Here is a 20,012-nt window from a genome sequence, read left to right on the forward strand (position 1 = left end):
GGTGGCACAGTGGTGGGGATGAGGTTCCTGCCGCCGCCGGTCACCGTCGGACTCCACGTCGCCACCAGCCCCGACGTCGTCTGGGACCTGCTCACCGACGTGGACCAGTGGCCGCTCTGGGGCCCCACCGTGAGCGGTGCCACGGTCGATGGTGTGACCCTCGACGGGCGCCGGCGGATCGGACCGGGCGCCACCGGGACGGTACGCACCTCGCTCGGCCCCTCCCTGCCGTTCCGCATCGAGGTCTGGCAGGACACCGGTGAGGTTCGGCGCTGGTCCTGGCGCGTGGCCGGGCTGCCGGCGACCAGCCACACCGTCCGTGCTCGCCAGGGGGACTGCCGCGTCGAGATGACGGCGCCGTGGTTCGCGCCGGCCTACACCCCGGTGCTGTGGCTCGGGCTGCGCCGGATCAGAGGGCTCGCGCAAGCTCGGGCAGCTGCAGCCGGCACCACGGACTGACCTCGCGCCGTCCGGCGAGCACGTCCGCGCAGAACTCCTCCCAGTCCACCCAGGCGTGCTCCACCACCTCCGACGGGTCCGGCGAGAGGACGTCCGGCTGCGGACAGGTGGCGGCGTAGACCGGGCAGATCTCGTTCTCGACGACGCCGTCGTCCATGACCGCCCGGTAGCGGAAGTCGGGCAGGACGACTCTCAGGTCGGTGATCTCGGCACCGAGCTCTTGGCTCACCCGACGGCTGACGGCCTCTGCGGCGGGTTCCTCCGGCGCCGGGTGGCCGCAGCAGCTGTTGGTCCACACCCCGGGCCACGTCCGCTTCGACCAGGCTCGCTGCGTGATGAGCAGCCGCCCCTGCGGGTCGAACAGGTAGCAGGAGAAGGCGAGGTGCAGTGGGGTGTTGGCGTGGTGCACCTCGGCCTTCGGCGCCGTCCCGATCGGCTCCCCCGCCTCCGACAGCAGGACCACCCGCTCGACGCTCATGCCGGCCTCGCCAGCTGGTTGACCGCAGCCCGGAAGACGGTGGGGACCGCGCGCGCCGCAGGGACCAGGGCCCGGCGCACCACCGGGACGCGCGTGGCCGTGACGAGACCGAGTGTCAGCGCGTCGTGCCGGCGCCGGATCCGGCTCCACGACTTCTCGTATGCCGCCGGGTCGCCCGAGGCGACCGCGTCCACCGCCGCCCTGGCCTGGGCCATGCCCACGGCGAGCCCCTCGCCGGTGAGCGCATCGACGTAGCCCGCTGCGTCCCCGACGAGCAGCACGCGGCCCTGCACCCGCCGGCGCGAGCGCTGGCGCAGCGGCCCGGCGCCGCGCACCGACGAGCGGGAGTGCCCGGCGATCCGCTCGCGGACGAGGGGGAAGTCCTCGAGCAGCTCCTCGAAGGGTCGTCGTCGCGCACTCAGCACGGCGACGCCGATCTCGTCCGGGCCGACCGGCGTGAGGTAGGCCTCGCCCGCGCTCCCCCAGTGCACCTCGACCAACGACGTCCACGGGGCACAGCGCACGTGCACCCGCTGCCCGTAGCGACGCGGCGAGGTCCGGGCCACCTCCAGCCCGACCAGCCGGCGCACGGCGGAGTGCAACCCGTCGGCGGCCACCACGTGCCGCACGTCCTCGCCGTCGACCCGCACGTGGTCGCCGCGGTCCTCGATCTCGGTCACCGGGGACTCGACGACGCGGACGCCAGCCGACTGGACCCGCTCCCGCAGGGCAGCGTGCAGCTCGGTGCGGCGGACGCCCAACCCGGTGCCCGAGGTGAACCCGGCATCGACGTGGCGGTGCCGGTCGACGTAGCGGATGCCCGTGATCGGGGAGCCGCCGAGCTCCACCCCGAGGTCGCGCAGGGCGGCGACCGCGCCGGGCATGAGGCCTTCGCCGCAGGCCTTGTCGATCACCCCGGCACGCGGCTCACGCACGGTGACCTCGAGACCGGCGCGGACGGCATACAGGGCAGTGGCCAGCCCGATCGGTCCGCCACCGGCGATCAGGAGGTCACGCATCGCTGCCGACCGTGGCAGGCGGCAACGTGGCGAGCGCGGCGTTCTCGGCCCGCAGGCGCACGGTGAGCAGCACGGCGTTGGCCAGGGTGAAGGCCAGGGCGGTGACCCACGAGGCGTGGACGAGCGGCAGCGCGACACCCTCGGCGACGACCGCCACGTAGTTGGGGTGGGACAGGAGGCGGTAGGGCCCGGACCGCACGGGGGCAAGGCCCGGCACGACGATGACCCGCGTGTTCCAGCGGTGCCCGAGCGTGAGGATGCACCACCAGCGCAGCGCCTGCGCGGCGAGGACCACGGCGAGCATCGACCACGCGAGAGCCAGCGGCACCACGGGTCGGCGCACGAACGCCTCGACGAGCATGGCCACGAGGAAGCCGGTGTGGAGGACCACCATCGCCGGGTAGTGGCCGCGCCCGGTCTCGATGCCCCCGCGCGACAGGCTCCAGGCCGCGTTGCGGTTCGAGACGACCAGCTCGACCCCGCGCTCGGCCGCCACGAGGAGCACGAGGACGACGAACGCGGTCAGGCTGCTCACGCGTCCCCGTCCTCGCCGGTGGCCCGCAGGAGGACGAGCTCGGAGCAGAAGCCCGGCCCCATCGCCATGAGCAGGCCGTGGGTGCCCGGGGTGGGAGGGCGCAGGGCGAGGGTGTCGGCGAGCACGTGGAGCACCGACGCCGAGGAGAGGTTGCCGATCTGAGCCAGGCTGGCCCGGGTGAGCGCCACGTCCTCGTCGGTGAGGCCGAGGGTGTCACGCAGGGCGTCGATGACCTTGGGGCCGCCGGGGTGGCACACCCACCACCCGATCTCCTCGCGGGTCAGGCCGTGGTCGGCGAGGAACGCGTCGACGTCGCCGCCGAGGTGGCGCGAGACGATGGCCGGCACCTGGGCGTCGAGGACGATGCGCAGGCCGCTGGCGCCGATGTCGAAGCCCATGGTGCGCTCGCTGTCGGGATAGAGCCGGCTGCGGCTGCTCAGGACCTCGACCCTCGAGTCGCGGTACGGCCCACCGACGACGACGGCGGCGGCGCCGTCACCGAAGAGGCCGCTCGCGACGATGTTGGCGACGCTGGTGTCATCGCGCTGGACGGTGAGCGAGCACAGCTCGACCGCCACGAGCACGCCGATGTCGTCGGGGTGTCCCAGGACGTGGTCGTGCAGCCGGGCCACCCCGGCGGCCCCGGCCACGCACCCGAGGCCGAACATCGGGACCCGCTTGACGTCCTCGCGGAGCCCGACCGTGGCGGCGATGCGCGCGTCGAGCGACGGGACCGCCAGCCCGGTCACCGTCGTCGAGATGATGAGGTCGACGTCGCGCGGCTCCAGTCCGGCCGCCGCGAGGGCCTTCTCGAGGGCGCGGGCACCCAGCGCGACGGCGTGCTCGAGGAAGAGGTCGTTGGCCTGGCCGAAGTCCCCCATCGTGAGGTAGCCCGCGAGCGGCTGGACGAGGTGACGCTGCTCCACCCCGGCGTTGGCGTGCACCGACCGCAGCAGCCGCTCGCTCGCGCCCGCCTCCACGATCACCTGCGCGAAGGTGTCGGTGATGTCGCGCTGGGTGTGGCGGTGGTCCGGGAGTGCCGTCCCGACGGAGAGCAGTCGACTGTGCACAGCTGCCTCGATCCGAGCGCCAGGGCTCATCGGGCCACCAGCGTCACCACGTTGACGAACGCGATGCCGACAGCGGCATAGAAGGGCGCTCGACCGGGGCCGACGAGCGCGAGCACTGCCAACCCTGCCACGCCGATGCCCACCACGAGGGCGACGGCGACGTTCGATTCTGACCGCACGGGGCCGGTGACCAGCAACAACGCCGTCGCGACGACGAGGAGGGCGACCGCGAGCAGGATGCTGGCCCGGCCCCCGATCCGGTGAGGGAGCCCCCGCACACCGGTCGCGGCGTCGTCGGCGAGGTCGGGGACGACGTTGAGCAGGTGGGCCGCCACCCCGAGCAGCGCTCCCGCGGCAACGACTCCGGGCGGGGCCCAGGAGCCGCCCACCAGGTCGACGAAGACCGGGAGACCGCCGAACGACACGGCATACGGCACCCAGGATGCGAGAGTGCCCTTGAGCCACAGGTTGTAGGCCCACGCCGAGGCGACACAGAGCAGGTGCACGGACCCGGCGAGGAGACCGCAGGCCACGGAGAGCACGACGGTGGCGGCGAGGGCGAGCGCGCAGGCCTGCCGGACGGTCCTCACGGACAGCGTGCCGTTCGCGAGCGGCTTGTCCGGACGGCCCACTGCGCCGTCCCGGCCGCGGTCGCGCAGGTCGTTGCACCACCCGACCGACAGCTGTCCCGTCAGGACCGCGGCGGTGACCAGCACCCCGTTGGCGAGCGACAGGTCCGCGGCGGCCGCGAGCAGGGCCGAGAGCGTGGTCACCGCCAGTGCTGGTCCGAGGTGGGCGGCCTGCAGCAGGAGCCGCCCGCTCGTCTTCATGTCCCCCAGCCTAGGCACGAGTGGCTATGGTTCGGTCCATGCCGCTGAGCCCCAGCCTCTCCCAGGACCTGCCCGCCCTCACCGCGACGTACGCCCACACGGTGCAGTCGATTCTCGACCTCGGACGTTCCCTGCGGCCCGGTGACACCGAGCGTGAGACCGACTGTCCCGGATGGACCGTGCACGACCAGTTCGCCCACATCGTGAGCCTCGAGGCGTGGGTGCAGGGCGAGTCGGCCCCCGACGTCGACGTGAGCGGCCGTGCGCACGTACGCACCGAGCTCGACGCCCTCGTCGAGCGCTACCTCGAGTCACGCCGGGGTCGCCCCGTGGAGGAGCTTCTCGAGGAGCTCGAGGACCTCGCCGCCACGCGCATCGCCCACCTGCAGGCCGAGACCACGAGCCCCGACGAGCCGGCCACGGGACCGTTCGGCCCGACCACGCTCGTGGGCCTGATGCAGAACCGCGTCTTCGACCTGTGGAACCACGAGCAGGACATCCGTGAGGCCATCGACCGCCCCGGAAACCTCGACAGCGCCGGCGCTGCCCACATGGTGCGCACACTCTTTGCGGCCTTCCCGCGGATCGTCGCCCGCACTGCAGGGGTGCCCGCGGGGCAGGCGGTCATCCTCGACCTCACCGGACCGCTGGTGGGCCGCGCCGGCGTGCGGGTGGAGGAGCACGACGGCAAGCCGCACGGCATACCCCTGTTCGCCGGTGCGGCGGAGGAGCACGCGGACGTGGTCACCACGACCATCACCCTCTCGACGCGGGCGGCGACCCGGCGGGGGGCCGGCCGTGTCTCGACGGCCGACACGCACTACACCGTGACCGGCGACGACAGCATTGCCCGCCGGGTGCTCGACGCCCTCGTCATCGCCCCCTGAGTCCACGACAGTTGCATCCCGCAAGCATTCGGGGCACACTTGCTTGTATGCCGCAAGCAACAGACCCCGGGACAGCGCGCGACACCTTCGGTGACGCCCTCGTGCGCTGCATGAAGCTCATGGGAACGGTCAAGCAGCGCGCCCCCCGGGTGCACCCACGCATCGACCCCGTCAGCTACCCGATGATGTTCAACCTGCGCGACCAGCCCCGGCGCGTGTCCGAGATCGCCGAGCGCATCCACCTCGACATCTCCACGGTCAGCCGACAGGTGAGCGCCCTGGTCGCCCAGGGACTCATCGCCAAGGTCGCCGACCCGAGCGACGGCCGTGCCCAGATGCTTACCCTCACCGACGACGGCGAGCAGATGCTCACGCTGTTGCGCGACCGCCGCAACGGCTGGCTGGGCGAGGTCGTCACCGACTGGTCGGACGACGACCTCGCCACCTTCGACGCCCTCCTCACCCGCTTCGCCGACGCCGTCGAGGCCCATCCCCTCCTGACCCCCAAGGACCACGAATGAGCGCCGCCTCCACCAGCGCCGACGCCACCGCGTCGGAGCAACCCCTCACCCACCGACAGATCGTCACGATCCTCATCGGCCTGATGTCGGGCATGTTCCTCGCCGCCCTCGACCAGACGATCGTCGCCACCGCGATCCGCACCATCGCCGACGACCTCCAGGGTCTCGAACACCAGGCCTGGGCGACGACGGCCTACCTCATCACCGCCACGATCGTCACGCCGCTCTACGGCAAGCTGTCCGACATCTACGGCCGCAAGAAGTTCTTCGTCACGGCCATCACGATCTTCGTTCTCGGCTCGATCCTGTGCACCTTCTCCACGTCGATGATCGAGCTCGCCTTCTTCCGCGCCGTGCAGGGGCTGGGTGCCGGTGGCCTCTTCTCCCTCGCCCTCGCGATCGTCGGCGACATCGTGCCGCCGCGTGAGCGCGCGAAGTACCAGGGCTACTTCCTGGCCGTCTTCGGTACGTCCTCGGTGCTCGGTCCGGTCATCGGCGGGTTCCTCGCCGGCGCCGACAGCATCCTCGGCGTCACCGGCTGGCGCTGGGTCTTCCTCGTCAACGTCCCGATCGGCATCGCTGCCCTCACGCTCGTGAGCAAGACGCTGCACCTGCGTCACACCCGCTTGGACCACCGCATCGACTGGAGCGGCGCCGCCCTGCTCTCGGTCTCGCTCGTGCCGCTCCTGCTCGTCTCCGAGCAGGGTCGCGAGTGGGGCTGGACCTCCGGCAACGCCATCGCCTGCTACGCCGTCGGGGTCCTTGCCGCAGCCGCGTTCTTCTGGCAGGAGGCGCGCATGGGCGAGGAGGCGATCCTGCCGCTGGCCATGTTCAAGAACCGCACCGTCGGTGTCTCGTCCCTTGCCTCGGTCCTCATCGGCATCGCCATGTTCGGTGGGCTCGCCTCGCTCCCGCTCTACCTCCAGATCGTCAAGGGCGCGACGCCGACCGAGGCCGGGCTGCTGCTCCTGCCCATGACCCTGGGCATCATGACCGGCTCGATCTCGTCCGGCCAGGTCATCAGCCGCACCGGCCGCTACCGGATCTTCCCGGTCGTCGGCGTCGGCCTGCTCATGGTCTCGCTCTTCGTCTTCCACTACATCCACTTCGACACGCCGCTGTGGCAGACGATGATCGTCATGGTCTTCTTCGGCCTGGGGCTGGGCTTCAACTTCCAGCCGCTCACCCTCGCGGTGCAGAACGCCGTGCCGCCGCAGCAGATCGGCGTCGCCACCTCGACCGCGACGTTCACGCGTCAGATCGGTGGCACCATCGGCACCGCGGTCTTCCTGTCGATCCTGTTCTCACTGGTGCCCGAGAAGATCGCCAGCGCCATGAAGGTCGTCGTCCCCACCCCGCAGTTCCAGGAGGCGTTGCGGGACCCGGCCAACGCGGCCTTCGCCAAGGAGTTCGCGCAGTCCCAGTCCTCAGGTGGTGGCTCGGCCGCCGCGAGCAGCGGTGTGCTGCAGGACAGCTCGTTCCTGTCCAGCCTTGACGAGCGCCTCGCCAAGCCGTTCCTCATGGGCTTCTCCGACGCGATGGACCACGTGTTCCTCGTCGGCGCGGCCGTCATGGTCATCGGCTTCGTCGTCATGTGGTTCCTGCCCGAGGTCGAGCTGCGCAAGGGTTCGGCCTACCAGGAGCGCGCCGACGCCGAGGCGGAGGCAAAGGTCTGAACCCCTGAACCACCTCGCCTTGTGTGCCTCAGCGCGAGCCAGGGCTCGCGCTGAGGCACACGAGGCGAGGGTTCAGGCGCGTGCTGCTGAGCCGATCCGGCGGCCCCAGGCTGCGGCGATGAGCGCCGAGACGAGGGCAGCGGCCACCGGGAGGGCATAGGTCTCGTGGGCGCCCCATGAGTCGACGAGCACCCCGCTCAGTGCCGTCCCCGAGGCCAGGCCGACGAGCATGCCGGTGATGACCACGGCCATCCCTTCGGTGATGAAAGCCCGCGGCACGAGGTGCTGCACGAGCGTCATGCCCGTGATGAGCGTCGGTGCCGTGGCGGACCCGGCGACGAGCATCATCGCCGCCAGCCCCCACAGGTCATCGATGAACAGCACCGGCAGCTCGAGCAGGAACATCGCGAGGGCGCACCACACGAAGCGCCTGGCGATCGAGCCGCTGAAGACGCGCGTGCCGAAGAGAACGGCCGAGAGCGCCGACCCCAGCGCGAAGGCACCGAGGATCACCGAGCTCATCCCGGTGCGCCCGGCCTCCTGGGCGACGGCGACCGCCACGACCTCGTTGCCGCCGAAGACCGCCCCGACCATGAAGAGCGCCGCGGCCACGGCTGCGACTCCCGGTCGCTGGATGGCGAGCCCGTGCGGACGCTCGTCGTGGGGCACCAGGGGCGGCTCCGAGCGACGCTGGGAGAGGAACAGCACCGAGCCCAGCGTGAAGACGACGTAGGCGAAGAGCAGCCCCGCCTCGGGGAACAGCAGGGTGGCTGCCAGCACTCCCAGCACCGGACCGAGCACGAACGCCGCCTCCTCGACCACCTGCTCGAGCGACATCGCGGTGTGCAGGGCGTCCGGCTCGTCGCGCAGCAGGTACGCCCACCGGGCCCGGGACATCGGTCCCATCTCCGGCAGGAAGGACGACACGGCATACCCGGCAAAAAGGGTCCACGCCGGTGCGCCGGCCGCGGACAGGAGCACCGTGACCAGGCCCGCGACGAAGGTGAGCAGGATGAACGGCATCGATGCGCGGCGTTGGCCGTGCTTGTCGACGAGGCGCCCGATGACCGGTCCCGCCACGGCGAGGACGACGATGCCGCCGGCCGACACCGCACCGGCAAGCCCGTAGGAGTCGCGGCGCGTGGCGATCATGACGATGATCGCGACGCCGAACATCGCGCCCCCGACACGCGACAACGCGCTCGCGGCGACGAACCGCGCCGCTCCCGGGATCGCGAAGAGCGGGCGATAGGCATCGAGCACGGGCCAACTCTGTCACGCTCCGGCAGGCACCCAGACCTGCTCCGGCCCGGGGTTCGACCCGGAAATGCAGCGTTCCGCCCGGAACTGTTCCGGGCGGAACGCTGCGTTTGCCTGACCAAGCGGAAAAGGTGGGGTGCTGCGCGGGGTGGGTCAGCCCCAGACGAGGGCGCGGGAGGGGTCGTTGAGGATCGCCGCGACGTCGGCGAGGTAGCGCGAACCGAGCTCCCCGTCGACGAGCCGGTGGTCGAAGCTCAGCGCGAGCGTCGTCACCGAGCGCACGACGATCTCCTCCGTGCCGTCCTCGTCGGTGGCCACCCACGGACGCCGGTTGACCGCACCGAACGCCAGAATCGCGGCCTCGCCGGGGTTGAGGATGGGCGTGCCCGCGTCGACGCCGAAGACACCGACGTTGGTGATCGTGATCGTGCCACCGGACATGTCTGCCGGCTGGGTGCGGCCCTCACGGGCGGTCGCGGTCAGCGCGCCGACGGCCTCGGCCAGCTCGCGCAGGGAGAGCCGGTCGGCGTCCTTGATGTTGGGGACGACGAGCCCACGCGGGGTGGCCGCGGCGATGCCGAGGTTGACGTAGTTCTTGAGGACGATCTCCTGCGCTGCCTCGTCCCACGTCGCGTTGATGCCGGGGTTGCGGCGGGCCGCGAGGATCATCGCCTTGGCGAGGATGAGAAGGGGCGTGACCTTGACGTCGCGGAACTCCTTGTCCTTCTTGAGCTTCGCGACGAGGTCCATGGTGGCGGTGACGTCGACGGTGACCCACTCGGTGACGTGCGGAGCCGTGAAGGCGCTGCCGACCATCGCCTGCGCGGTCATCTTGCGCACGCCCTTGATGGGTACGCGCACCTCGCGCTCACCCTGGCCCAGACCCCCGCCGTATGCCGGTGACGCACCTCGCGTCGAACCCGCACCACCAGCGTCGGCCGAGTCGGGGGCGGAGCTCGAGCCCGCGGCATACGCCTCGAGGTCCGAACGCGTCACGATGCCTCGGTCACCCGAGCCGCTGACCGAGGCCAGGTCGACGCCGAGGTCCTTGGCGAGCTTGCGGACCGGCGGCTTGGCGAGCACCTTGGCCGAGGACTCCGGCGCTGCGTCTGGAGCAGACGTTGCCGAAGGGGCGGGGGCAGGAGCGGGAGCGACAGCCGGGGCGGGGGCCGGCGCGGCGGCAGCCTTGCGCGGACGACGGCTGCTGCCACCGGCCTTGGGGCCGTAGCCGACGAGCGTCTTGACCGGCTCCTCCTCGACCTCGGCGTCAGCGGCCTCGGCAGCACTCCCCGGACCGACCTCGACGGACGACTGGGCGCCGGCGGCCACAGGTTCGGGTGCAGCAGAACCGGACTCACCACCGAGCCCGTCGTCGATGGTGATGATCGGCGTACCGACCTCGACCTCGTCGCCCACGCTGACGTGCAGCGCCGACACGGTGCCCGACCACGGGATGGGCAGCTCGACGAGCGACTTGGCCGTCTCGACCTCGACGACGATGTCGTTGACCTTGACCGTGTCGCCGACCTTGACCTTCCACTCGACGATCTCTGCCTCGAGCAGGCCCTCACCCGGGTCCGGGAGGTTGAAGTGCTTCACACCCATGCGTTTCGTTCTCCTCGGACTCAGTAGGCCAGCGCGCGGTCGACACCGTCGAGCACGCGGTCGAGATCGGGCAGGTAGTGCTCCTCGAGCTTGCTCGCCGGGTAGGGCGTGTTCCAGCCCGCGACCCGGATCACCGGTGACTCCAGCGAGTAGAAGCAGCGCTCGGTCACGAGCGCAGCGATCTCGGAACCCACGGACACGAACGACGGCGCCTCCTGGGCGACGACGAGCCGGCCCGTCTTCTCGACGGAGCGGGTGATGGCGTCGATGTCGAGGGGGCTGACCGAGCGCAGGTCGATCACCTCGAGCGAGCGACCCTCCTCGGCGGCGACCCTGGCGGCGTCGAGGCAGACCTTGACCATCGGACCCCAGCACGCGAGCGTGAGGTCGGTGCCCTCGCGCACGGTGTGCGCCGAGAAGAGGTCGCGCGGGGCGGAGGGCGCGTCGAAGTCGACCTCGCCCTTCTCGTGGTAGCGCCGCTTGGGCTCGTAAAAGATCACCGGGTCGTCGCACTCGATGGCCTGCTGGATCATCCAGTAGGCGTCCTCGGGGTTCGAGCAGAACACCACGCGCAGACCCAGGGTGTGCGCGAAGTAGGCCTCGTTGGACTCGCTGTGGTGCTCGACCGCGCCGATGCCGCCACCCATGGGGATCCGCACGACGACGGGCACCTTGACCGCCCCGCGCGAGCGCGAGTGCAGCTTGGACAGCTGGGAGACGATCTGGTCGAACGCGGGGTAGACGAAGCCGTCGAACTGGATCTCGATCACCGGCCGGTAGCCGCGCAGCGCCAGCCCGATGCCGGTGCCCAGGATCCCGGACTCGGCCAGGGGCGTGTCGATGACGCGGTCCTCGCCGAAGTCCTTCTGGAGGTGCTCGGTGATGCGGAAGACGCCACCGAGCTTGCCGATGTCCTCGCCCTGGAGGATGACCTTGGGGTCGCGCTCCATCGCCCTGCGCAGACCGGTGTTGAGGGCCTTGGCGATCGTGGTCTTCTGCATGCTCACGCCTGGACCTCCTGTCCCTCGAAGGACTCGAGGTAGGCCGTGAAGGTCGCCTTGTCGTCAGCCACCTGCTGGTGGGGCTCGACATAGACCTGGTCGAAGATGTCGCCCACGTCCGGGTCGGGCATGGACACGGTGGCGGTGCGCACGTGCTCGCCGAGCTCGTCGGCCTCGCGGTCGATCGCCTCGAAGTAGTCGTGGTCGGCGATGCCCTCGCTCATGAGCCAGCGCTTGTAGCGGGCGATCGGGTCGCGCAGCTTCCAGATCTCGACCTCCGCGGAGACGCGGTACTTGGTCGGGTCGTCGGAGGTCGTGTGGGCAGCCATGCGGTAGGTGTAGGCCTCGACGAGCGAGGGACCGTCACCGGAACGCGCGCGGTCCAGCATCGTCTTGGTCACGGCATACGAGGCAAGGACGTCGTTGCCGTCGACCCGGATCCCGGGGAAGCCGAAGCCGTCGGCCCGCTTGTAGATCGGGGCTCTCGTCTGGCGCGCGTTGGGCTCGGAGATGGCCCACTGGTTGTTCTGGCAGAAGAAGACGACAGGGCTGTTGTAGACGCCGGCGAAGACGAACGCCTCGTTGTTGTCGCCCTGGGCCGTGGCACCGTCACCCATGCACGCGATGACGGCCGCGTCACGCTGGTCGTCGCCGGTGCCCACGGCGCCGTCTCGCTGGATGCCCATGGCGTAGCCGGTGCCGATGAGGCTCTGGTTGCCGATGACGATGGTGTAGCCGTGGAAGCCGAACTCGGCGGGGTCCCAGGCACCCTTGTCGACCCCGCGGTACATCGCGATGAGCCGCATCGGGTCCAGGCCGCGGGTCCAGGCGATGCCGTGCTCGCGGTAGCCGGGGAAGGCGTGGTCCTGCGTGCGCATGGCGCGGCCGCAGCCGATCTGGGCGGCCTCCTGCCCGAGGAGCGAGGCCCACAGCCCCAGCTCACCCTGGCGCTGCAGGGCCGTGGCTTCCTGGTCGACGCGGCGGATGAGCACGAGGTCGCGATAGAAGGCACGCAGCTCGTCGTGGCTCAGCGCGTCGATGATCGCGTCGTACTCGGTGTGGTGCACGCGCTCACCCTCGGGGGTGAGCAGCTGGACCATGTCGGGGCCACCATCGGCAGCCGGACGGGGCTCGGTCACGATGGCCGGATCCACCGAGACGTGGTGGTCCATACCGCCGGACGGCGAGGCGGCGACGTCGGTGTCGCTCACGGGCACTCCTGTTCCCTGGGACGTCCGTTCGTGACGGACGCCCGGCTCGGGCCGCCGGCTCCACGCGCTGGTACGCACGCGGCCCGGACGGCGGTGTCTGGGACTCCCCACGGGGTGTGTGGGGGGTCACCAAGCCTGCTGGGGCAAACGTACCGCGACCGCCCGCCCCGTCACCAAACGCGCCGGTCAGGGAACCGTCCCGGGGCCCGCGACGTCCTAGGTTCATGGGTGTGCACCTCTTCTCGAGACGACGGACGACCGGGTATGCCGCGAGCGCGCTGTGCGCTCTCGGCTTCCTCTCCGCGTGTGGTTCCGCGCAGGACCCGCCGGGAGGCTCCAGTCCGGCGAGCACCGCGTCGCCCTCCGCGAGCGCCTCGGCGGCGACCCCCTCGACCTCACCGTCGGGCACGCAGATGCCTCCGATCGGACGGGCTCGTCCCGCTGTCATGTCGGGACGCGTGACGAGCACCGACGGCGGCTGCGTGGTGTTCAAGAACGACCGGGACGCCCACCGGTGGGTGCTCATCGGTGGGCCGGAGAGCCTGACGGCAGGCACGGCATACGTCATCCAGGGCGTCGCGATGGATGCGATGGACCCCGCGTGCCCGCAGGGCCTCCCCTTCCAGGTGAGCGAGGCGACGCCTGCGGAGAGGGACGACCGGCCCATCCCCCTGCCCAGCACGAGCCCGGCGGGCGCGCCGGTGACGCTCACGGGTGTCGTGACGGCGGGGGTCGAGGCCGGGTGCCGTGTGCTGCGCACCGATGACGGGACCTTCACCCTCATCGGCGAGGTGTGGGTGGCTGACGGCACCCGCGTCACCGTGCGGGGAACGCGCAGTGACAACCTCCGCTCCACCTGCATGCAGGGTCCGGTTCTCGAGGTCGCCACCCTCACCCCGGCGGGGTGAGTGCGATGCGACCCCGGGACAGGACGCTCACCGGCCACCTCGTCGAGGCCGTCGAGAGCAGCTGCGTCGTGCTGCGGACTGCCGACGGGGACACCTTCACCCTCGTCGGCCCTGCCGCGCGTCTGCTGCCGGCGTCCGGTGGCGGCGCAGAGTTGACGGTGCGCGGACGGGTGGAGCCCGAGATGCTCAGCCACTGCATGCAGGGCCCGGTCTTCGTCGTCACCGAGGTCGTCCGCGACGCCTGATCCCGGTGCCCGGACGCCAAGAGGCCCCCACCGCGGTGGTGAGGGCCTCTCGGGTGTGCCAGGTGGTCAGCTGGTGACCTCCACCGTGGTCGAGGCGACGCGGGTGCCGTCGATCGCGTGGGAGACCGAGCCCAGCCAGGTGTCCCCGGCGGCCAGGCCCGACCACGCCAGTCCGACCTGAACCTTCGTTCCCGCCGTGGCGGTCGTCGGGCTGCCCGACGTCACCGACAGGCTGCCTCCCGTCGCGTTCGGGACGAGCCACGACCTGAGGTCGAACGCGACCGGTGTGGCACCGACGGCCCAACCGTGGACGACCATCGTGTACGTGCCGTCCGCAGGCCGGTCGAGGTCGATCTGCTCGTCCGTCCCGCCGTTGGTCGACGCGGCCACCTGCTTGCCGTCCGGCCCGAACAGGTAGACGTCGATGTCATACGGCTCCGGAAGTTGGAGCTTCCAGCGCGCGTGGTCCACCCCACTGAGCGTGAACGACTTGCGCACGACACCGGCACCGTCATCGGCGCTCGGGAACGTCTGGTCCGGGTCCTGCGCGACCGTGCCGGTGGTGTGGGTGGTGCCCACCAGCCCGTGCGGAACGGCCGTGTAGGTGCCGGCCTGACCGACCGTGACCGAGAGGGTGGCCGTGCCAGAGGTGCCGGAGCCCGACACGGTGGCGGGTGCCGCGATGGCGACCCCCTTGACAGCGATCGGGCTGCGGACCTCGTAGCCAGTGCCCTTCCAGGTGAGCGAGCCGAACTTCCACTCGCCGACCTTGGCGCCCGTGTTGCGGACGGTCAGCGTGAAGGACTTCGACGCACCCGGTGCCAGCTGGAGCGAGCTCGGGCTGGCAGTGGCGGAGTAGCCGGCCGGCGCCTCGATGACCGCGTCGACCGAGACCTTCTTGGCGCTGACGTTGGTCACGGTCCGGGTGACCGTCTGCTCGCCCGGGACGGCTTCCATGCCGATGGAGGCGTAGTTGAGGTTCGCCGCCGTCGTCGCGATGCCGGCATTGGCCAGGCTCTTGCACGTGGCGGCCGGGTTGCCGAACACCTCAGGACCTTCGGCGCAGAGGAAGCCGAGGTAGTCGTTGAAGCCGGCGTCGTAGACGAGGCCGGGCTGGAACGCCGACCCCTTCTTGGCCGGCTCACCCAGCTTGGCCATGCCGGAACCGGTGTCGAACGGCGTTGCCGGTGACACGCGGTCGCTGTCTCGCACCGCCGTGTAGGCGGTCGTCATCATGGCCGACTTTGCGGCCGCAGGTGACCAGTCGGGGTGCGCCTGCTTGAGCAGGGCGTAGGACCCGGCCACGACCGGGCTCGACATGGACGTGCCCGCGATGGCCTGCCAGAGCTCACCCGAGGGCTGGCTGCCACCGGTGGGCAGCGGCGTGTTGCCGGCCATGATCTGGGCACCCGGAGCAGCGATGTCGGGCTTGATGATGTCGCCGTTGGGGACGGTCTCACCACGGCTCGAGAAGTAGGTCACGGTGGGGCTGTAGTGCCACAGCGTGTTGATGCCGTCGTTGACGATCTGGGCGGTCGGCGCCGACTGCGAGTTGGCCCACGCGACGATCTCCTCACCCGGGGTGTTGTCCATCATCACCGTGGGCACGAAGAAGTTGTCCGAGAACATCGTGTCGGAGTCGACGGCGTTGTAGAGGACCATGCCGACACCGCCGGCACGCTTGACCTCGCCGCTCTTGGCGATGCGCCCGTTGGAGCCGCGCTCGCAGAGCACGATCTTGCCCTTGGCCTTGGCCGGGTCCAGCGAGCCCTCGACGCACAGGCCGGGGTTGGCCTTGCCGGCCAGGCCCGCCTTGGCGGCGTCGATGACCGGGGCGACAGCCGTGCCCCTGGTGACCGAGGTGCCGTTGTAGACCTTGCCGTTGCTCAGGTGGATGGAACCGGCGTAGTTGCGCGGCAGCGTCGTCGCGCCGACCGAGGTCACCCACGGCACGTTGGACGGGCCACCGATGGTCTTCGGGCCGGGTCCGCTGTTGCCGGCGGAGACGGCGGCGAAGACACCGGCGTCCGCGGCGAAGAGGAACGAGAGCGTGTCCGCGGAGACGACGCGGGCGCCGCCACCGATGGAGTAGTTGATGACGTCCACGCCGTCGGCCACTGCCTGGTCGATGGCCGCGGACAGGTCCGAGGTGTAGCCACCGCCGTCACCAAGGGCCTTGTAGGCGATGACCTGGGCCCGCGGGGCGATGCCGGAGACGACGTCCTTGGCGACACCGAAGATCTCGGACTGCACGTTGGCGTTGCCGGCAGCGGTCGTCGCCGTGTGCGTGCCGTGTCCTTCGTTGTCACGGGCCGAGTCGAACTCCTCGGGCGTGAGCCCGGCGTTCGCCTTGTAGGTGTCGAGGAACTCGCGGGCACCCACCAGCTTGTTGTTGCACGTGAAGGGCTTGTCGTTCGTGTTCCACGCGGTGTTGCCGAAGTCGCAGGCCGAACGCTCGGACTCGTCGAACTTCGGTGCCGCCGGGAAGGTCCCGTCGTCGGCGAGCATCGGCTGCTCGGGCCAGATGCCGGTGTCGATGACCCCGACGAGCACGCCGTTGCCGGTGACGCCGCTGTTGTAGGCGTCCTTCTTGTCGGTGAGGCCGAGGAAGGAGTTGAGGGCGTTGGGCCCGGTGCGGTCGGCCTTGGCCTGGTCGACGGCGGAGGCGATGGACTGCGCCTGGCGCATCTCGTCCGGGATCACGGCTGCGACACCGGACTGCTTGGCCAGTCGCTCGGCGCCCTGGAGGTCGGTGCGCACCGCGAAGCCGTTGAGGGTGTTGCTGAAGTCGGTGGTCCTGCGCGAGCTGGAGACACCAGCTGCCTTGAGGACCTTGTCGTGCGAGGCCTTGATCGCCTTGCGCTTGGACTTGGCGGGAGCCTTGTTGAGGTCCTGCTGCTTGACCGAACGGACGAGCGGATCGGCCTTCATGAGCACGATGTAGCTGCCCGTGCTCGACTTGGCCACGGGCGACGAAGCGGTCTGGGCCGCACCGTCCCCGGTGGCACCGACTGCCGCCTGGGCGGTGGGCGCCAGGCTTGCCAAGGGCAGGATCGCTGCAGCGACGGCTCCGGTGGCCACCACTGCGAACTTCCTCCCCCGGGACTGGAGTTGAGACATACGTCTTCCCCTCTACGGGTCCTTCGCGTGGCACGTCGTCGTGTCCGCGTCACCCGCAGCGGGAGCCAACGGGTGACGACAGTGTGACCCCTGGATCGACGGCGCGCCAGAGGTTCGCAGAGAATCCTGTGCCGTCCGCACGAACCCATCCGTCGAGAGTGGGCAAGGTCCTGCCTCGGGTACCCCGGAGCGGGACTCTGTCCACTCTCGACGGCTTCTCAGCTGGCGGTGTGGGCTCCGACGTCGCGCAGCACCGCGACGGCCCGGCCGACGACGGCGCGTTCGGCGCGGTCCGGACGGGCCAGCGCCACCACCCAGCGGCGGGCGTTGACGCCGCGCAGCGGCCGCAGCGCGAGGCCGTCGCGAGGGCGGGACGTGAAGCGCGGGAGCAGAGCGACCCCGACGCCGGCGACCACGAGGGCCTCCACGACCCGGTTGTCGCGCACACGCTGGACGACACGCACGGGCCGTCCCGTGACACCCTCCAGTCCGTCGAGGACCGCCGCGAAGGGGTAACCCGGCGGCACACCGATCCAGGGCTCGTCGATGACGTCGCGCGGTGACAGCACGTCCTTGGCCGCGAGGGCGTGGCCGCTCGGCAGGGCCACGTCGAGGGGCTCGCGGGCGAGGACCGTGCGCGCGAGGTGCTCAGCGCCACGCGGGACGGCACTGAGCAGGCTGTGGCCGATGACGAGGTCGTGGTCGGCGGCGAGCGACGCGTAGTCCTCCTCCGACACGTCCGTGTCGCTCAGCTCGACGTCGATGCCCTCCCCGGCCAGCTGCACCAGAGCAGGCGGGACGAGGAACTCGGCGGCGCTCGTCAGGGCCGCGATCCTCACGGTGCCGGACGGTCGGCCCCGGAACTCGTCGAGCCGTGCCTCGACCCGCGCCAGCGCGCTCGCCACGTCGACTGCTCCGTCGGCGAGGAGCCGGCCGGCGTCGGTGAGCCGGAGCCCGCGCCCGACGGGTTCGACGAGCCGGACGCCGAGGTCACGCTCAGCCGTGCGCAGCTGCTGCGACACGGCCGAGGCCGTGCGATGGGTCGCTGCGGCCACGGCCGTGACGCTCCCGCGGTCGGCGAGCTCCCGCAGGAGGGCGAGATGACGAGCATCCATGCAGGCAGCCTAAACACTTGACCAACAAACTTTCACTGGACCGAAGCAGTGCCAGCAGGAACGCTGGAGCCGTGCCAGCACGCCACCGCCTCCTCGCCATGCTCGTCGCCGTCCTCTGGGGCGTGAACTTCATCGCCATCCACGCCTCGCTCGAACAGTTCCCACCGTTCTTCACGGTGGCACTGCGATGGCTCCCGCTCGCGGTGGTTGCGGTGCTGTTCGTCCCGAGGCCGGACGTCGCCTGGCGCTGGGTCCTGCTCTACGGGCTCGGGTTCGGGATGCTCCAGTTCGTCTTCCTCTACTGGGGGATGGCCACGGGTATGCCGGCCGGCCTCGCCTCGCTCGTGCTCCAGAGCTCGGCGCCCTTCACCGTCGTCCTGGGCGCCCTTCTCGGGGAGCGCCTCTCACCGCGACGGGGGCTCGGAGTCCTCGTCGCCCTCGTCGGCCTGGCCATCGTGGGCTCGCAGCGCGGCGACGCCTCGGCCGCCTGGCCGTTCGTCCTCACCGTGCTCGGCGGGCTCGGCTGGGCCTTCGGCAACCTCGCGGTCAGGCGGGCCCGCTCGACCCAGCCCTTCCGCCTCACGATGTGGATGAGCGTCGTGCCGCCGCTACCCATGTTGCTGCTCAGCCTCGTCGTCGAGGGCCCGCAGCGGATCGGCAGCTCGCTCACCTCCGTGTGGAGCTCGGTCGGGGGCCTGGCCGTGCTCGGCCTCGTCTACACCAGCCTCATCGCGACGGTCATCGGGACCGGCATCTGGTCCTGGCTCATGGCGCGGCACCCGGCGGGCACGGTCGCCCCCTTCTCGATGCTCGTGCCGGTCACCGGCCTCACCGCCGCGTGGGTCCTGCTCGGGGAGCGTCCCGCGGCACTGGAGTGGGTCGGCTGCGCGGTGGTCGTGGTGGGGGTCCTCATCACCTCGGGGCAGGGTCAGTCGCGCGGGAAGGACCCGGTCACCTCGAGCAGCCGGTCGTTGGCCTCGGGCTCGGCGATGGTCGCGCGGACCCCGTCGGTGCCGTAGGGCCGCACCGTCAGGCCCACCTCCTGGCACGCCGCGGCAAGCTCGCCCGTGCGCTCGCCCACCGGGAACCACACGAAGTTGGCGTCGGTCTCGGGCAGGTCCCAGCCCTGCTTCTCGAGCTCGGCCACCACACGGGCCCGCTCCGCGACGAGCTGCTTGACCCGCACATCGAGCTCGTCGAACGCCTCGAGGGAGGCGATCGCCGCCACCTGCGCCAGCGAGCTCACGCCGAAGGGAATCGCCGCCTTGCGCAAGGCCTCGGCCACGGGTTCGTGCGCCACGGCATACCCGACCCGCAGTCCGGCAAGGCCGTAGGCCTTGGAGAAGGTGCGCAGGACCGCGACATTGGGGCGCGCACGGTGGACGGCCAACGCGTCGGGCGCGTCGGCGGAGGAGACGAACTCGAGATAGGCCTCGTCGAGGACCACCAGCACATCGTCGGGCACCGCGTCGAGGAACGCCTCGAGCTCGTTGGTGCGCACGCTCGGACCCGTGGGGTTGTTGGGGGTGCAGACGAGGACGACCTTGGTGCGCTCGGTGACCGCCGCCGCCATCGCGTCGAGGTCGTGACGCGCCTCGCTGGTCAGCGGCACCCGGACCGCCGTGGCACCGGACAGGGCCACGAGGATCGGGTAGGCCTCGAAGCTGCGCCACGCGAAGACGACCTCGTCACCGGGGTCGCACAACGCCGTGATGATCTGGCTCAGCACCCCGACACTGCCGGGGCCCGTCGCGATGCGCGCGGCCGGGACGTCGAGCCTGGCGGCGAGCGCCTCGGTCAGCGCCGCCACCCCCATGTCGGGGTAGCGGTTCATCTGGCCCGCGTGCTCGCGCACGACCTCGAGGACGGACGGCAGGGGCGGATAGGGGTTCTCGTTCGACGACATCTTGTATGCCGTGACGCCCTCCAGAACGGCCGCCGGCCGGCCCGCGACGTAGGCCGGGACACCACCCAGCGCCTCCCGGAGGCGGACGCGGGAGGACGGGGTCGGAGCAGCACCATCGGTCATGCTCGCCACTGTAGAGGGCCATGTCGAGCGGTCCCGTGCGAGC

General features: G+C 71.0%; 19 protein-coding genes. 7 read left to right on the forward strand and 12 right to left on the reverse strand.

The window, feature by feature from the left end; all coding sequences use genetic code 11:
• Positions 1–18: 18 nt before the first annotated feature.
• The gene (locus ASG74_RS09475; protein ID WP_056141943.1) at positions 19–459 is read left to right on the forward strand and encodes an SRPBCC family protein; all 441 of its coding nucleotides are present in this window, start codon (positions 19–21) and stop codon (positions 457–459) included.
• Here the strand turns inward: ASG74_RS09475 and idi are convergent.
• Genes idi through ASG74_RS09500 form a run of 5 tightly spaced genes read right to left on the reverse strand, consistent with a single transcriptional unit; the run spans position 410 to position 4,391 of the window.
• The gene (gene idi, locus ASG74_RS09480) at positions 410–937 is read right to left on the reverse strand and encodes an isopentenyl-diphosphate Delta-isomerase (RefSeq protein WP_056141945.1); all 528 of its coding nucleotides are present in this window, start codon (positions 935–937) and stop codon (positions 410–412) included. The two genes, ASG74_RS09475 and idi, sit on opposite strands and share 50 nt — an antisense overlap.
• Entirely contained in the window at positions 934–1,956 is a 1,023-nt protein-coding gene (locus ASG74_RS09485; protein ID WP_056141949.1) for an NAD(P)/FAD-dependent oxidoreductase, read from the reverse strand. The genes idi and ASG74_RS09485 overlap by 4 nt, the downstream gene beginning before the upstream one ends.
• Positions 1,949–2,491, reverse strand: a complete 543-nt coding sequence (locus ASG74_RS09490) for an isoprenylcysteine carboxyl methyltransferase family protein (protein WP_056141950.1) — start codon at positions 2,489–2,491, stop codon at positions 1,949–1,951. Before ASG74_RS09490 ends, ASG74_RS09485 begins: the two co-directional genes overlap by 8 nt.
• Positions 2,488–3,591 carry a type III polyketide synthase gene (locus ASG74_RS09495; protein ID WP_056141954.1) on the reverse strand — a complete coding sequence of 368 codons (1,104 nt, stop codon included), beginning with the start codon at positions 3,589–3,591 and terminating at the stop codon, positions 2,488–2,490. Before ASG74_RS09495 ends, ASG74_RS09490 begins: the two co-directional genes overlap by 4 nt.
• Positions 3,588–4,391, reverse strand: a complete 804-nt coding sequence (locus tag ASG74_RS09500) for a UbiA family prenyltransferase (protein WP_056141957.1) — start codon at positions 4,389–4,391, stop codon at positions 3,588–3,590. Before ASG74_RS09500 ends, ASG74_RS09495 begins: the two co-directional genes overlap by 4 nt.
• Before the next feature lie 38 nt (positions 4,392–4,429).
• Between ASG74_RS09500 and ASG74_RS09505 the strand changes: the two genes are divergently transcribed.
• Genes ASG74_RS09505 through ASG74_RS09515 form a run of 3 tightly spaced genes read left to right on the forward strand, consistent with a single transcriptional unit; the run spans position 4,430 to position 7,475 of the window.
• A complete protein-coding gene (locus tag ASG74_RS09505; RefSeq protein ID WP_162252795.1) occupies positions 4,430–5,278 on the forward strand; it encodes a maleylpyruvate isomerase family mycothiol-dependent enzyme in 849 nt (282 codons plus the stop codon).
• 47 nt (positions 5,279–5,325) lie between these two features.
• Positions 5,326–5,799, forward strand: coding sequence for a MarR family winged helix-turn-helix transcriptional regulator (locus ASG74_RS09510; protein ID WP_082569626.1), 474 nt, complete (start codon positions 5,326–5,328; stop codon positions 5,797–5,799).
• Entirely contained in the window at positions 5,796–7,475 is a 1,680-nt protein-coding gene (locus ASG74_RS09515; RefSeq protein WP_056141966.1) for an MDR family MFS transporter, read from the forward strand. The genes ASG74_RS09510 and ASG74_RS09515 overlap by 4 nt, the downstream gene beginning before the upstream one ends.
• Positions 7,476–7,547: 72 nt before the next feature.
• Here ASG74_RS09515 and ASG74_RS09520 read toward each other — a convergent pair whose 3' ends face one another.
• The 4 genes from ASG74_RS09520 to pdhA form a co-directional block, all read right to left on the reverse strand.
• Positions 7,548–8,738: an MFS transporter gene (locus tag ASG74_RS09520; protein WP_056141969.1), complete on the reverse strand. Its 1,191-nt coding sequence runs from the start codon at positions 8,736–8,738 to the stop codon at positions 7,548–7,550.
• 150 nt (positions 8,739–8,888) lie between these two features.
• Positions 8,889–10,340, reverse strand: a complete 1,452-nt coding sequence (locus tag ASG74_RS09525; RefSeq protein ID WP_056141972.1) for a dihydrolipoamide acetyltransferase family protein — start codon at positions 10,338–10,340, stop codon at positions 8,889–8,891.
• Positions 10,341–10,360: 20 nt separating this feature from the next.
• The gene (locus ASG74_RS09530; RefSeq protein ID WP_056141974.1) at positions 10,361–11,341 is read right to left on the reverse strand and encodes an alpha-ketoacid dehydrogenase subunit beta; all 981 of its coding nucleotides are present in this window, start codon (positions 11,339–11,341) and stop codon (positions 10,361–10,363) included.
• 2 nt (positions 11,342–11,343) lie between these two features.
• Complete coding sequence (gene pdhA / locus ASG74_RS09535; protein ID WP_442910083.1) at positions 11,344–12,552, reverse strand: pyruvate dehydrogenase (acetyl-transferring) E1 component subunit alpha; 1,209 nt, start codon at positions 12,550–12,552, stop codon at positions 11,344–11,346.
• 224 nt (positions 12,553–12,776) lie between these two features.
• Here pdhA and ASG74_RS09540 point away from each other — a divergent pair, with 224 nt between their 5' ends.
• Entirely contained in the window at positions 12,777–13,460 is a 684-nt protein-coding gene (locus ASG74_RS09540; protein WP_056141977.1) for a hypothetical protein, read from the forward strand.
• A 5-nt stretch (positions 13,461–13,465) separates the two neighbouring features.
• Positions 13,466–13,705 carry a hypothetical protein gene (locus ASG74_RS09545; protein ID WP_056141979.1) on the forward strand — a complete coding sequence of 80 codons (240 nt, stop codon included), beginning with the start codon at positions 13,466–13,468 and terminating at the stop codon, positions 13,703–13,705.
• A 66-nt stretch (positions 13,706–13,771) separates the two neighbouring features.
• On the opposite strand, the gene ASG74_RS17875 is transcribed toward ASG74_RS09545, so the two are convergent.
• Together ASG74_RS17875 and ASG74_RS09555 are read right to left on the reverse strand one after the other, a co-directional pair.
• Complete coding sequence (locus ASG74_RS17875) at positions 13,772–16,789, reverse strand: S8 family serine peptidase (protein WP_056141982.1); 3,018 nt, start codon at positions 16,787–16,789, stop codon at positions 13,772–13,774.
• A gap of 254 nt (positions 16,790–17,043) precedes the next feature.
• The gene (locus ASG74_RS09555) at positions 17,044–17,940 is read right to left on the reverse strand and encodes a LysR family transcriptional regulator (RefSeq protein WP_056141984.1); all 897 of its coding nucleotides are present in this window, start codon (positions 17,938–17,940) and stop codon (positions 17,044–17,046) included.
• A gap of 71 nt (positions 17,941–18,011) precedes the next feature.
• On the opposite strand from ASG74_RS09555, the gene ASG74_RS09560 reads away from it, so the two are divergent.
• Entirely contained in the window at positions 18,012–18,959 is a 948-nt protein-coding gene (locus ASG74_RS09560; RefSeq protein ID WP_056141987.1) for an EamA family transporter, read from the forward strand.
• On the opposite strand, the gene hisC is transcribed toward ASG74_RS09560, so the two are convergent.
• Positions 18,869–19,969: a histidinol-phosphate transaminase gene (gene hisC / locus ASG74_RS09565; protein WP_056141991.1), complete on the reverse strand. Its 1,101-nt coding sequence runs from the start codon at positions 19,967–19,969 to the stop codon at positions 18,869–18,871. The genes ASG74_RS09560 and hisC overlap by 91 nt on opposite strands.
• Positions 19,970–20,012: the final 43 nt, after the last annotated feature.

The organism is Knoellia sp. Soil729, from assembly GCF_001427985.1.
Lineage (GTDB): Bacteria > Actinomycetota > Actinomycetes > Actinomycetales > Dermatophilaceae > Knoellia.